The sequence below is a fragment of the Chloroflexota bacterium genome, assembly GCA_018648225.1.
Lineage (GTDB): Bacteria > Chloroflexota > Anaerolineae > Anaerolineales > UBA11858 > NIOZ-UU35.
Genome location: JABGRQ010000140.1, coordinates 1 through 13,836 on the forward strand (window position 1 = coordinate 1; position 13,836 = coordinate 13,836).

The 13,836-nt window shown below is 53.3% G+C and carries 15 protein-coding genes; 3 read left to right on the forward strand and 12 right to left on the reverse strand.

The window, feature by feature from the left end; translation table 11 throughout:
* Together HN413_13690 and HN413_13695 are read right to left on the reverse strand one after the other, a co-directional pair.
* On the reverse strand, nt 1-2,022 hold a 2,022-nt coding region (locus HN413_13690; GenBank protein ID MBT3391447.1), incomplete at its 3' end, for a DUF4131 domain-containing protein.
* A gap of 420 nt (nt 2,023-2,442) precedes the next feature.
* Nucleotides 2,443-3,531, reverse strand: a complete 1,089-nt coding sequence (locus HN413_13695) for a PHP domain-containing protein (GenBank protein ID MBT3391448.1) — start codon at nt 3,529-3,531, stop codon at nt 2,443-2,445.
* Between the two features lie 202 nt (nt 3,532-3,733).
* Here HN413_13695 and HN413_13700 point away from each other — a divergent pair, with 202 nt between their 5' ends.
* A complete protein-coding gene (locus tag HN413_13700) occupies nt 3,734-4,129 on the forward strand; it encodes a hypothetical protein (protein MBT3391449.1) in 396 nt (131 codons plus the stop codon).
* Nucleotides 4,126-4,326, forward strand: coding sequence for a helix-turn-helix transcriptional regulator (locus HN413_13705; protein ID MBT3391450.1), 201 nt, complete (start codon nt 4,126-4,128; stop codon nt 4,324-4,326). Before HN413_13700 ends, HN413_13705 begins: the two co-directional genes overlap by 4 nt.
* 95 nt (nt 4,327-4,421) lie before the next feature.
* On the opposite strand, the gene HN413_13710 is transcribed toward HN413_13705, so the two are convergent.
* Together HN413_13710 and HN413_13715 are read right to left on the reverse strand one after the other, a co-directional pair.
* Nucleotides 4,422-5,237, reverse strand: a complete 816-nt coding sequence (locus tag HN413_13710) for a rhomboid family intramembrane serine protease (GenBank protein ID MBT3391451.1) — start codon at nt 5,235-5,237, stop codon at nt 4,422-4,424.
* Entirely contained in the window at nt 5,234-5,860 is a 627-nt protein-coding gene (locus HN413_13715; GenBank protein ID MBT3391452.1) for a guanylate kinase, read from the reverse strand. The genes HN413_13710 and HN413_13715 overlap by 4 nt, the downstream gene beginning before the upstream one ends.
* A 172-nt stretch (nt 5,861-6,032) precedes the next feature.
* Between HN413_13715 and HN413_13720 the strand changes: the two genes are divergently transcribed.
* Entirely contained in the window at nt 6,033-6,425 is a 393-nt protein-coding gene (locus tag HN413_13720; protein MBT3391453.1) for a zinc ribbon domain-containing protein, read from the forward strand.
* A gap of 8 nt (nt 6,426-6,433) precedes the next feature.
* On the opposite strand, the gene HN413_13725 is transcribed toward HN413_13720, so the two are convergent.
* From HN413_13725 to HN413_13760, 8 genes are all read right to left on the reverse strand, one after another.
* Entirely contained in the window at nt 6,434-7,318 is an 885-nt protein-coding gene (locus HN413_13725) for a hypothetical protein (GenBank protein ID MBT3391454.1), read from the reverse strand.
* Nucleotides 7,319-7,610: 292 nt separating this feature from the next.
* Nucleotides 7,611-8,225: a dTMP kinase gene (locus tag HN413_13730; protein ID MBT3391455.1), complete on the reverse strand. Its 615-nt coding sequence runs from the start codon at nt 8,223-8,225 to the stop codon at nt 7,611-7,613.
* A gap of 3 nt (nt 8,226-8,228) precedes the next feature.
* Entirely contained in the window at nt 8,229-9,845 is a 1,617-nt protein-coding gene (locus HN413_13735; protein MBT3391456.1) for an AAA family ATPase, read from the reverse strand.
* On the reverse strand, nt 9,838-10,767 hold the full coding sequence (locus HN413_13740) for a hypothetical protein (GenBank protein ID MBT3391457.1): 930 nt from the start codon (nt 10,765-10,767) through the stop codon (nt 9,838-9,840). Before HN413_13740 ends, HN413_13735 begins: the two co-directional genes overlap by 8 nt.
* 1 nt (nt 10,768) lies before the next feature.
* On the reverse strand, nt 10,769-11,353 hold the full coding sequence (pdxT, locus tag HN413_13745) for a pyridoxal 5'-phosphate synthase glutaminase subunit PdxT (protein MBT3391458.1): 585 nt from the start codon (nt 11,351-11,353) through the stop codon (nt 10,769-10,771).
* Nucleotides 11,354-11,428: 75 nt separating this feature from the next.
* Complete coding sequence (pdxS, locus tag HN413_13750; GenBank protein MBT3391459.1) at nt 11,429-12,316, reverse strand: pyridoxal 5'-phosphate synthase lyase subunit PdxS; 888 nt, start codon at nt 12,314-12,316, stop codon at nt 11,429-11,431.
* Between the two features lie 284 nt (nt 12,317-12,600).
* The gene (locus HN413_13755; protein ID MBT3391460.1) at nt 12,601-12,891 is read right to left on the reverse strand and encodes a stage V sporulation protein S; all 291 of its coding nucleotides are present in this window, start codon (nt 12,889-12,891) and stop codon (nt 12,601-12,603) included.
* A gap of 145 nt (nt 12,892-13,036) precedes the next feature.
* The gene (locus tag HN413_13760; GenBank protein MBT3391461.1) at nt 13,037-13,780 is read right to left on the reverse strand and encodes a hypothetical protein; all 744 of its coding nucleotides are present in this window, start codon (nt 13,778-13,780) and stop codon (nt 13,037-13,039) included.
* Between the last annotated feature and the right edge of the window lie 56 nt (nt 13,781-13,836).

The window sequence follows — 13,836 nt, forward strand, 5'->3', positions numbered from 1 at the left end:
GGTGAGTACGCGCAAACTGACCCCGTCGCCGAGATTTAGGCTGTGGCCGGGTGCGGCCAGCGTGATGGGGATTTCTAGCGCAGTGAGAGTTTCGCGCAGATAATCGGCAGAACGATTGGGACTCTCTGGCCCCGCCCACAAGACACTCCTCGGGGGGTATCGCTCCAATGCGCGGGGAAGCGCGGCGATTTGCTCTGTGGTGGGTGAGGCCACAATCAACCAGTCCAACTCTCGGTGGAAGGGCGGCAGCCTGCGCCCCAACGCGTTCGAGAGCAGGCTGGCCGATGGGCCGCCGTCAATTAAGATGTATCGCCCTGTGTGGGTCTGGATCAATAGCGCGTCACCAGAGCCGACATCGAGCAGGGTGATGTGCAGCAGGCCATCGGGGGCGCTGAGGGCGGCGCGCCACGTTATTGCGGTGAAAATCCCCAGGGCGGCGATAACTGGAATCGGCTTGAAGGCGGGCATCCACTTTGGGAACTTTGACCAACCCCATGTGAGTCCGAAGAGCAGCGCGTAGAATAGAATCGCCCACAGGAGGCCAAAATCCCCTAAAAGCAGCACACCGCCGCGGAATTCTCCAAAATATTCCACCACCCGGATGGTGAATAGCACAAACGGCCAGGCCAGCGGCGCGGTGAGTTTGCCCAGTGGCAGCCAGGTCGTGCCCAAAATTAATGCCAGTCCGCCGATGGTCATGATCGGAGCTTGCACGGGCAAGATGACGGGATTGGTGATGAAGGCGCTCAGCGAAATGCGCCCAAAGTGGTAGGCCATGATGGGCAGGGTGGTAAGTTGGGCTGCCAGGGTAAAGAGAATATATTCACCCACCGGCCCGGCCAGTTTTTGGGCGGTAGTTTGGGGCATCAGTCGGGCAGCTCGTTGGGTGAAAGTCTGGCTGAAAGGATCGGCGTAGAGTACCAGGCCGAGGGTGGCGGCGAAGGAAAGTTGGAAGCCAATATCCCAAAGGACGTGAGGGTTGAGCAAAGCCATGACAGCGGCGATGAAGGCCAGGGTGTTGAGGCCGTGCTGCCTGCGGCCAACCTGCCGGGCAAAGAGCGAGATCCCACCCATCAGCGCGGCGCGCAGCACAGCCGCGTCGGCCCCGACCAGAATGGTGTAAAGGGCGATGCCTGTGGCCGCGGCGAAGGCTGCTTTCCGCGGGTTGAAGATGCGCCCGAAAAAACTAGCGAATAACGCGGCGATAATTGTAATATTGAAGCCGGAGATGGCGATGACGTGGCTGGTGCCGGTATTCTTGAAGGCTTCTTGTACTGGTGCAGGGATGCCGGTCTCAATCCCCAAAAGTATTCCCGCGAAAAGGGATGCTTCGGGGTCAGGCCACAATTTGTAAACTGTAGCCAGGGAACGCTCTTTAACAGCATAAATGACGCGCAGGATGGAGTTGCCCTGTTTTTCTTCGAGCAGCCCGACGCGGTTGCGGGGCATGTAACTGTAGATGCCCTGCCGGGCCAGGTAATCGCGGTAGGAGAATTCTTCGGCGCTTGGCGGTGTCTGGATGCGGCCGCGCAGCACGATGCGGTCGCCGTAGTGAAAATTTTCATCCGTGTCAACGCGCGCCAGCAGCAATCCGCTGACTGGGGTCGCCAGCACATCATTGTCGTAATGGATGCGCTCGGTTGCAACGCGCAGATTAGTGTAAGTGTCGCGTTGATCGGGGAAATTGACCACTACGCCGGTGACGACCATGGTCTGTTCAATGTCGTTGTAGAAGGCGATGTAGTGACGATGGCTGGTATCAGGGATGTTAGCCTGGTAGCGCGCTGCGCCGAAGGTGATGGCGATGAGTAGGATGGGGAGTGGAGGGTTGAAAATTGAAAGTTTTAGGTTGGCAGGTTTGGCGTCAGGGCGTCGAGACGTCTGACGTTTGACGATGAGACGCAATGATGCCACGCCGACTGACACACCGGCCAGTATAAGCCAGGTGTCTGTAGGCAGAGTGAGGTTTGCTGCGACGAGGATGCCTAAAAGAAAAGCCAGTGAGAGCCAAATAAGGGGCATCGAATCAATAGATTATTGAGCTTATGAGTTGGCAATGGGTGAGTTGGAATGTTTGCTGATATTGACGCTGTTTTCTCACCCTCTAAGCGACATTGTAATTTTAGCACAATTTTATATTATTTTATGATATATGTGGATGATTGTATTTGTAAGGAGTAGGTTATCCACAAATGCCTTTAAAATTCTAAACGCGGATATCGCTAAGAATTTACCGGAAAGAACTTAAAATTAGTGTCACTGCGAGCGAAGCGAAGCAGTCTCCTCCCAGGGGAAAGATTGCTTCACCCCTTCGGGGTTCGCAAAGACATTTTTAAAGGTTTTTCCGGAGTCCACTTAATTTCGCGAATTTCGCACCATTCGCGTTCCAGGCTAAATGAGCGATTTATTCAAGATGCCCTTGACCAACACACTATTTGTGGATTAGCGCGTGAAATCCTCGTAAAAAAGGCGGTCGGGTGTTTTTACTGGCCCGGAGAATATGGGATTTGTGATCGCCCAAATATCCCCCGTTTTATCGGTAATATCAAGGCGGTACCACATCGAGCGGGTTGGGTTGGCTGAATGCTGAAATTGTAAATTGCCAGATGCGCCGTTGATTACCTTTTGGGCAATGACCAGGCCATTTTCGACCAAGTGGGCAGTGAGTGGCCGAGTCGCATGGCTCAACGAAGCCATGAAAGTGATTTCGCCGTTTTGAATGCCCATATCCGCGCCGATTGGATATATTTCACCACCGGCTTCAGCCTCGAAGGTGAGTTGCGGGCCTTTGGTGACATACGCTCGCTGCTGGCGCAAGCCATCCAGAATCCCTTTTGTGGAAAGTTCGTCTGCATAGACACAGGTCGTGGGCATCCCCAGACGCTCGCCGAAGCGATTCGCTTCGGGCCGTGGTGGGTAGTGGTAATCGCTGCCGCCGATGGCTGTAATGCGATATCCGGCGTTAAGCCAGTTGCTCCACATGGCAACAGCCGCAGAGTTGGCGGTAAGATTGTCCGGCCAGTAGAGATCGTTCCAGATTTCCAGGCAATGAACCTGACGCAGGTCGCAATCCTCAAATTGCCAATCCCAGGGAGGCAGGTGCGGATGGTTGATTGAATTCAGCAGACCATCGGCGGATATGGCTTGCATCAATTCTGTGATGGTTTTATATCGGTCCGGCAGCGAGACTTCGATTTGATCGCTGCAAATCGCCTCCATCCAGTCTCGCCAGCCCTCCAGGGCAAATGTGTTGAAGTGGCCTTTATCGAAGGTTAACTCCAGCCCCGGGATGACCAGGAAATCGGAACGGGGCGTGAAATCCAGCAGCCCGGCAAAGGTATTGTGATCGGTGATGGCGATGAAATCCAGCCCTTCGGCTTTGGCGATGCCTGCCACAACATCGGCGGGGTAATCGCCATCGGTAGCATTGGTGTGGGTGTGGAAGTCGCCGCGATACCAACCAGACTTGGGATTGACGACCTGTGAAAAACTCTGTTCGAGAGCAACGTGCATTGAGGGGGTGATTTTCATGTTCGGGCCTCGTTAAGATGGTTGACATTCCAGATGAGCAATTCTACGCCAATCTTTTTGGGTGTCAAGTTTTGCACTCGGTTGAATGTAAAGTGTACTTGACAGAAAAGAAAATCTCTTTTATATATATGTCAAGGAAACTTTACATACTAGAGAGAACCTATATTGATCGAATTTATTTTTTGAACAACAGGAGTGTAAGATGATTGATCGAGATCGAATAAAAAAACGCGCGGTATTGATTCGCCCAATGTTGTTGCCGTTGATTTTGTATATCGGGTTCCTGCTGTTTGCGGTATCCTGGGTGCCGAAGCATGAGGTTTCCTCCTGGCGTTATCTGATCGTCATGCTGCCGATGCTCCCCGGTGTAACTCTTGCCTTAGGCCTGGTGCGGATCAGTTCCAAATTGGATGAATTGGAACGCAAAATTATACTGGAAAGCATTGCCTTCAGTTTTATATTGACGCTAATTATTCTAATTGGTCAGGGATTATTAGGACTGGTGGGGTTTCCTCAGTTGGGGGATGCTGCTATTGCCGCGCTGATGTGCTTTTTATTGGTGATCGGTAAATTCTGGAGCAATTGGAGACATCGGTGAAAAACAAGCTGCGCGTTTTTCGCGCAGAGCGAGAATGGTCGCAGGCCGAGTTGGCAAAACGCTTAGATGTTTCGCGCCAGACGATCAACGCTATCGAGACCGGCAAGTACGACCCCAGCCTGCCGCTGGCCTTCAAGATAGCGCGTCTGTTCGGGATGACGATTGAGGAGATTTTCGAGCCGTCAGCTGATTGTTAATATTTTTGTCGTTCCCAAACAATTGCCGAAAAACTGGGGCATTGGGGTGCTTTCTCCCCCAATGCCCCAGTTTTTCGAGTTTCTCTTTTACCGTTCTACCGATTGACGAGATACAGCGCCGCAATTGCGATTACGATGAAGAATCCAGTTGCAATTGCGGCTGCCTGCACAATCTCGGATTTTTCTCGACGGTCAACGAGCATATAGTTGGGATGCAGGCCGCGTACTTCAATCAGCGGCCCGCCCAGCCAGGTGAAGATCGTCCCGCCGATTAGCCCGCCGATATGCCCCCAATTATCAATGCCGGGTGAAAGACCGATAACTAAGTTTATAGCCGCCACCTGGATGATGCGGCGCAAGGAGGCCTGGCTGACTTGTTCGCCAAAAATCTTGCGGTTGTGATGAATAAAAACACCCTGCGCACCCAACAGCCCGAAGATTGCTGTGGAAGAACCTAATGAGGCGGCCTCAGTGAACATCATCGAGAACACATTTCCCGCGAACCCACCGATTAAATATAACGCCAAAAAACGCCAGTGACCAAAGCTGCTCTCCAGGTTTGGCCCAAAAAGATACAGGGCATACATATTGAAACCAATATGCACAATCGATCCGTGTAACAAGATGGGCGTAATTAGCCGCCAGACCTGGCCCTGGGCAATCAGTTCATTGACTTTGACGCCTAATTGCACAGGGACATCAAACCCGAAGAGGGAAGTTGTGAGCATTTGCAGGAGGTAGACGGCAATCGTCAGCCCCAGGAGCGTATAGGTGATATAGGGGCGCGGCTTGCGGGAACTGGTTTTCGCCGCGGGTTTAGAATCCGCCTGGGGGGTAGCAGCCCACGCCACAGTCGATTCCGTATCGTCCTGTTCGGGATATGAAAAATCTTCGGGGGATTGGTTGTTCACAGGCTTACCTTTCGATGTTCCACACGATGGTGTTCTGCGCTGATGATGGCGATAATATCATTGACGGCTTCATCGAGATGGTCGTTGGCGTTGATAACAACATAGTCAAACAGCGTGCTGGTTTCGAGTTCGCGGTAGGCCGTGACAATGCGCAGTTGCATTTCTTCAGGGCTTTCAGTGCCGCGGGCGGTTAGCCGCTGGATGAATTCTTCTTCACTGTTGGTGGTGAGAAAGATCAGCACGGCTTCGGGAAATTTTTCGCGCATGGTTTTGGCGCCCTGCACATCAATGCGCATGACAACATCTTTGCCGCTGGCCATTGCCTGCCGGACTTGTGCTTTGGGCACGCCTTTGTAGTCGCTATACACTTTGGCATATTCAATCAACTCGTCATCAGCGATCATTTGCTCAAACTCGGCGCGGGTGACGAAAAAATAATCCACGCCGTGCGTTTCGTTGGGGCGCGGCGGGCGCGATGTGGCTGTGACGACAAAATGAATCGGCAGACCGCGTTTTTCCAGATGCCGCACCACGCTGTCTTTCCCGGCAGCGGAAATGCCAGAGATCACGATCATCAGCGGTTGGGGATCATAAAAGTTAAAGGGTGGGGTTTTCTCTGTCATGGTAATCTCGAATTGGGGGCATTATAATACAGATGAATCAAATTCGATTAGACCTCCGAGATTTTTGCAACCTGCATTTGTGTTGCACCGAATTTTTGAATGCAAAGTGTGCTGCTTTTGCCATTCACAGCAAAATCTCGGAGGTCTGGATGAATGTGGAGAGATATGTACTATGCCAACTTATCAATATCGTTGCCTAGATTGCAAGCGACCTTTTGAAATTTTTTTATCGTATTCAGATTATGAGAGCTACATACCGCTTTGCCCGCGCTGCCAAAGCGAGCATGTGCAACGGCGCATCGGGCGGATTCGGATTGCCAAATCGGACGAACGGCGTTTTGAAAATATGGCTGACCCCGCTGCGCTGGAGGGGCTGGAGGACGATCCGCGTGCCTTGGGGCGGATGATGCGTCAAATGGGGAGCGAACTTGGCGAGGAACTGCCTCCCGAATTTGACGAGGTGGTGGATCGGCTGGAAAAGGGGCAAAGCCCTGAAGAGATAGAGCAAGCCCTGCCCGATCTCGCCGACGATGCCGGTATGGATGACTTCGACGGCGGCCTATAGTATTACCCTCACCAACCTACCGGATCATTGGGGTAAGGCCCGCTACCCGCGGCAAACCACTGTGTCAGGTCAATGCCCTCGGTAGTTTCCCCGGCATTGACGGTTATTATCGCCATCGCCCCGCCAGACATATAGAAACCGTTCAGACCATCTTTGGCATAAGCGGCAATATGATATTTCCCGGGGGGTAAGCCGGGCAACAGATAAAAGGTATTATTCGCCCCCGTCAGCAGGTAATACCACAAATTACTATCCAGGTTATAGCCTACTACATGCAATTGGGGAATATTTGCATCCGGATAGCCAATGACTCCGGAAACTTCGCCTGTAGTGGCAGCAGGATCGAGAGGCGGAATGGAAATATCGAGCGTATATTCACTTTCAATTGTGACGATTGAAGTGACATCGATATAATATTCCTGGCTCAGGGGGAGTAAACCGCTCCACTCGGTGCTGTTGTCCAGGTCAGATTTGAGTACCGTGCCATCTGCGCCGATCACGGCAACCGCTACAACTCCGGGGGGATACACACTCAGAGTGAGTTTTTGCTCAGCATTGGCACGCAGCACGTAGTGATTTATACCGCCGGAGGTCAATGTGCCCACCAGTTGTGTGCCGGTTGTGCCCGCGGCGAACTCAATGCGCATTAACTCGGATTCTTGCACGGCTCCAACGATTGACTCCGGTGTGGGGCTGGGTTCTGGCGTTGGGGAAGGTGTCTCGGTTGGCGCTTGTCGTGCGATGGCGGCCTGTGTTTGTGCAACAGAGACGGCAATTGTGGCTTGAGCCGAAACGTTCTCCGCCGAACTGTTTTCCGGCAAATTACAACTGCTGCCGAACAGAACCAACAAGCTGACGGCTAGAAATATTAACAAAAATTTATGGGTACGCATGGAACCTCCCGGAAAGAGGGTTTGCACCTTACAACTGACATTCTTGCACAATGAACAAGAACATATATCCACGAAGGATCAAAAAAAACTGGTAGTGGCAAGTTTTGACGGGTGGTGTCATTCTGAGCGCAGCGAAGAATCCAGTGAAACGTACAAAATACGCCTGCGGCTAGCTGCTTCGGCTGCCGCCTCAGCATGACATTGAACTTGTCATCAGTTAATTTTTACCACCACCAAAAAACTTGGTGATCTTCGTGGTTTCATACATCTTTTTGGTTCCGGCTTGACCGGATTAGGGTTTACCCAATCGTTGAAGAACACTCGCCCGAATCGCTGCGGCGACAAACTCCGGAGATTGGCTGGCATCAATGACGACCCAGCGCTGTGGTTCTTCCTGCGCCAGTTGATGATACCCAGCCCGCACGCGGCGGTGAAAGTCTACCGCATAAGCATCCAGCCGGTTCCATTCTTCGCCCTGTTTGCGGCCCAGGCCAGCTTCTACGTCAATGTCCAGCAGCAGTGTCAAATCAGGTTTTAACCCCTCGGTGGCATATCTCACCAAAAGGCGCACATCATCCAAATTTTGCTGATGTCCGTAGCCCTGATAGGCAATTGTCGAATCAGCATAGCGGTCGCAGAGTACAATGCCGCCCGCGGCTAAATGGGGGCGAATGATTTGCTCAACAATTTGTGCTCGCGCCGCCTGATATAGCAGCGTTTCAGTACGCGGGTGCATGGCCGTGTTTTTAAGGTCATGAATCACAGCCCGGATTTGCTCGCCAATTTCGGTGCCGCCCGGCTCGCGCGTCGTCAGTACCGCGTGGCCTTGCGCCTGCAAAAATTCGGCTAATGCTGGAATCTGGGTTGATTTTCCGCTGCCCTCGGGACCTTCAAAAGTAATAAACATCGTCTACTCCCGATAAATCCGCACCCGGCGATAGGGTTCCTTGCCATGCGAATACGAAGTTAATTTATTTTGTTCTGCCATCTGGTGCTGCAAACGCCGGATATACGACGAAGCTGGATCCAACTCCACCCAGCGCTCGCCATTCAACACTGCCCGAATAGCTTGTTGCGCGCGTTGCAGCGCTTCTTCGTCATCAGGTTTCATTGACCCAGTGGGTTTCAGGTTGAACAGGCCGCTTAAAAAGCGCATCAATTGCGTGCGCGTGTCGGAGCGCAACACATAAATCGGAATGCCCAAAGTTTCCGCTTCGACGATGGCCTGGTTGCGTTTGCGGAAATGATGCCGTAACGTAACAACAGCCTGTGCTTCGTGCAGTTCGGTTTCGGTTTGGATGGGGACATTTAACTGCCGTGCCGCCTGACGCAAACGATTGCGGGCCACACCATAGGAATACAGACGGACTTCCTGACGTGGCTCGGTGGTGGTCAACTCAAGCTGGGGGTAGTAATCCTCCTCCTCAGGCGGTTCTTCGTCCCAGTGATTATTCTCATGGCGGCGTTTCATGCCCCCGGCAGTTTGATACGATTTGGGCGCCGGAGTGCCTTTCTTAATATGAATTTCGCCATTTTCGTCCTGGTATCGAATCTCCGGTTCTTGGGGATGAGTGCGCAACAGCGAGTCGACCGCCGTGGCAACATCCAGGTGAATTGCCAGCCGGTCGCGGGTTTGAATCTCGATGAGTACATCAAAGGTAGGCGGCGAGCGGCGTTCAAGTACGGTTTTTTGCGTGCCGCGACGGCGGGCCTCCTCATCAGAGAGCGTCACCGATTCGATTCCGCCGATCAGGTCTGAGAGCGTCGGGTTCAGTAACAGATTTTCGAGTGTATTCCCATGGGCGGTTCCGATCAACTGCACGCCGCGTTCGGCGATCGTGCGGGCGGCCAGGGCTTCCAACTCGCGGCCAATTTCATCGATCACAATCACCTCAGGGTTGTGATTCTCCACCGCTTCGATCATCACCTCATGCTGGAGCGAGGGTTTGGCAACCTGCATCCGGCGGGCGCGCCCCACCGCGGGGTGCGGCACATCGCCATCGCCGCCGATCTCATTGGAGGTATCCACAATCACCACGCGCCGGGTATCGGCCAAAATGCGGGCAGCTTCGCGCAGCATGGTGGTTTTGCCCACCCCGGGGCGGCCTAAAATGAGCAGGCTTTTGTTGTCTTCGATCAGGTCTTTGATGATCTCAGTGGTGCCGTATACCGAGCGCCCTACGCGGCAGGTCAGGCCGACGATGTCGCCGCGGCGATTGCGGATCGCCGAGATGCGATGCAGCGTGCGCTCCAGCCCGGCGCGGTTGTCGTCGTCGAATTGGCTGATGCGCTCGTCCACATAATCAATATCGGCGCGGCTGACTTCACTTTCGGCCAGCACGATTTCATCGGAGACAAAACGCGCCGTAGGCACGCGCCCCAGATCGAGCACGATTTCCAATAGATTGCTGTTATCGTCCGCAGCAAGAATGGCCTGAGAGATATATGGCGGGAGAACACTGAGTAGCCCATCCAGATTATCGGTAATATGTTTTTGCTCTATTTCGGGTTGCATATCATTAACCATGCCGCTTTGAATGTGCCAGTGGCGCTGGGGTTTCGGGTTGTCCTTCAAAGTTTGGGCGTTTAAAGGTTTCGCGTGCCCGGTGATGAACAGCCAAATGTTTTACCATGACGGTTTGCTCGGGGCCAGGGGTGCTGCCGAATTCGTACAACGCTGGCTCCAAGTGGGGTTGGTAGGCGCGAATGCATAAGTGGATAGGGCGCGTCTGGCGATTGGGGATCGCTTGCAATAATTCGAGCAAGATTTGTTTCGCATTTGTTATATCGAGGTGGACCACAGGTTTTATCCACGTACCGTGTCGTCCGTTGCGGATATGTGCGTAGCCGCGTACTTGTCCTGCCTGGGTATAGATTAGTCCTGGCGCAGATGTGGTTGCAACCGGCTCCACGTTAAAAATATATTCAGGGATTATTTGACGGCAAAATGCTTGAATAGCGTATTGGTCGCCAGCGTGGGCAAACCGCCATCCGGTTGATGATGTAGCCTCAGTTGGGCTGGCATCCACAACCCAGATGTGTTGGCGCGTATAAGCATTAAAACCGGCTTGCCGCATGGTTTCAAAGAGCGGCGTGGTGGCATCCATTTCGGCGAGCATGTGGAAAGCGCCATATTCCCCGGATTGTTTTGCCAGTTGGTCGAGTAGTTTTGCTGCGCAGGGTGTTGAGAGCGCTTCGGCGGGGGTTAGAAATCCGATTGTCGCCGAGGGAAAGCCCACCGGCTGATGACTGATGCCGATCAGTGGGGGAATCTTTTCACTTTGGCAAACCCAGGCGCGAAACCCGGCCAGCGCTGTCATTCCCCCCAGCAGCAGCGCCGGATGCAGTGTGCCGTGTGTAGCTGCCAGAGAGCTATCCAGATAGATACTCTGGCCGCGATAACGGTGCAAAGTTGGGAGATCGCGCCAGCCGAAGGGTCGTAGAAGCATATTATTGGGTTGCTGCCATCTCGACAAAGTATCGGTGGAAGCGGTCATCCGGGGTGAGTTCAGGGTGAAAAACAGTTGCCAGCCAATTTTGTTGGCGCGCAGCAACAATGCGGCCATCGGGCAGCGCAGCAAGGATTTCAGCATCCGCCTGTACGGATTCAATTAATGGGGCGCGGATGAAGATGGCCTGATACGGCGCGTCGTTTTCTGAAACGGATTTGAGAGCGGGCACGTCAAGGCCGATCTCGAAGCTGTCCACCTGCCGACCGAAGGCATTCCGCTCAACGGTGATATCCATCAGTTCGAGCAGGGGCTGCTCCCGGTGGGCATCCTTAGCGAGGAAGATCGCCCCGGCGCAGGTGCCCCAGATGGCTTTCTCGCGCCCAAAGGCGCGTAGCGGATCCATTAATTTGTACGCAATTGCCAATTTGCCAATTGTGGTCGATTCGCCACCGGGGATGATCAGACCATCGAGATCATCCAGATGTTGCGGCAGGCGCACTTCGCGCGCATCTACGCCGATATTTTTGAGCGTAATAATATGTTCGGCAAAATCGCCTTGTAGAGCTAATACACCAATGTTCATAGTTTGACAAGAGACTGGGGACGGGAGACTGGTGCTGGCTCTTTCTGTCCGCGATCTCCCGTCTTTGGTCTTAATTTACCATCCGCGTTGAGCAATCAGATCGGCTTCGGGAATATCCGATACCTGCCGTCCGACCATCGGTTCGCCCAGATTGCGGCTGACTTCGGCGAGGATCGCAGGATTATTGAAGTGTGTCGTGGCTTTGACAATCGCCTCCGCGCGCTTGGCCGGATCGCCGGATTTGAAGATACCCGAACCAACGAAGACTCCATCGACGCCGAGCTGCATCATCAGGGCGGCATCGGCTGGGGTCGCAATGCCACCGGCAGCAAAGTTAACCACTGGCAGGCGGCCAAGTTCTTTGACTTCTTTGACCAGTTCGTAGGGCGCGCCGATATTTTTGGCGTAGCTCATCAACTCTTCATCGAGCATATTTTGCAGGCGACGAATTTCACCCAAAACAGTACGGGCATGGCGTACTGCTTCTACCACGTCGCCGGTTCCGGCCTCACCTTTGGTGCGGATCATGGCCGCGCCTTCACCGATGCGGCGCAAGGCTTCGCCCAGGTTGCGGCAGCCGCAGACAAAGGGAATCTTGAAGTCGTGTTTATTGATATGGTGCGCCACATCGGCAGGCGTGAGCACTTCGGATTCGTCTATATAATCCACGCCCAGCGATTCCAGAATTTGGGCTTCAACAAAGTGACCAATACGAGCTTTCGCCATCACCGGGATTGAAACCGCATCCATGATTTTTAGGATCATTTCGGGATCGCTCATGCGGGCTACGCCGCCATCTGCACGGATATCGGCGGGTACGCGTTCAAGGGCCATCACCGCGACGGCGCCCGCGTCTTCGGCGATACGGGCATGTTCGGCGTTAACCACATCCATAATTACCCCGCCTTTGAGCATTTGGGCCAAACCCTTCTTTACTGCGAAGGTACCAACTTGTTTTTCCATCTTTCTTCCTTTTTCCTTACATTTCGAGCGCACCATTCTTCAGCGAGATGTTGAACAAACTATGAATATTTTCACTGTGAGGCGTGCGCATTGGGTTGAAATTATGCGTGATTGATTCTACCATGTCGCCGATTCGCCGACAATCAACGGTACTGGCGGGACCAGGGCAATCGGCGGCGCAAGTTTGGCAAGCTTTTTTGTTGTGGAATGATATCTAAGGCGCGCTCAACGCGCCAAAACCCCCATGGCGGGCGGCTAATCAAATACCGTAGCCAAAGAATAATTTAGCGTTTATCTACGATAAAGCGTATTGCTGTTCGAATTTTTCCGTCAATCTCGACATCAACGAAGTAAGGAATGCAGGCAATTTCAAGCCCGTCTTCGTTGAGGTAGCCCCTGGCAAGCGCCAGCGCTTTTACCGCCTGATTGACAGCACTCGCGCCAATGGCCTGAACTTCAGCGTGCTGATGTTCACGGAAAACCCCGGCAATCGCGCCCGCCACAGCAGATGTGCGTGAATTTGCTGCGACTTTTATCGTATCAATGTGACCAGTTTCATCGCTCACTGTTTGCATTTTGTTTCCTCTTTTGGTGGGATTGAGGTCACTTGTTTTCATTTTATAGCATTTTGGATTCGGAATCAAGCAGTGATCATTACGGAAGCAGTTTAGTATTACGTCGATTCCCTTGAGTTTCTTCGCAACTTTGTGAAAGTCTTGGCTACTGTTCTTTGAGCCAGCCAAACCCGATGGCGAAAGAGAGCGCGGAAAACATGGCAAGCAGCGCCCCCACGAAGCGGCGTTTCTTTTTGAAGGCGGCGCCTGCAGCAACGCCCAACCCCAGGCCGGCAATTTTGTTGACCTGCATTACAGCAGCATCGGCCTCGATTGGGGTGCGGCCAGCGGCGACAAGACCCCATTTCAGAATTGGGCCGCCATCAATGCCAGGAATAGGCACCAGCGAGACAGTGCTGAGAAACAGGTTCATACCAACCCCAGCATCGGCGATTTCACGGGCTATGGAATTTTGGGATGTTAACGGGCGCAGTAAACGCATCAGGCCCAGTAACAACCCGTTGAACACCGGCCCACCCAGGGCGCGGATGATGTGCTCCCGCGGGGCGACGTCTAAATCATCAATTTCATGATACACACACAGGGGCATCCCCAGGGTTATTCGCAACGCATCCATGGGCTTTTCAACCAGCCGGGCGGCTGCCGCGTGGGCCAGATTATGTCCCCATTCTGAGCCAAGTATCACGGTCATGCTGCCCGCGCCAATCAGCAGATGTTCTCGCATCGGACGCTGGGGGTGCTTGCGGGAAGACTGCCAGGTCAGAAATCCCCATATAATGAACTGGGTTATGGGCAGCCAGGTTTTGCCCACCACCACGACGGGCGTGTTGAAGATTTTCCCGATTGTTTTGGATGCAGTTTGTGGATGTAGGGGAGCAGGTTTTATCATTTGTGTTGTCTCCTCAACCAGTTGGGTCGTTTTTAAAACCCCTCATGGGCATTATA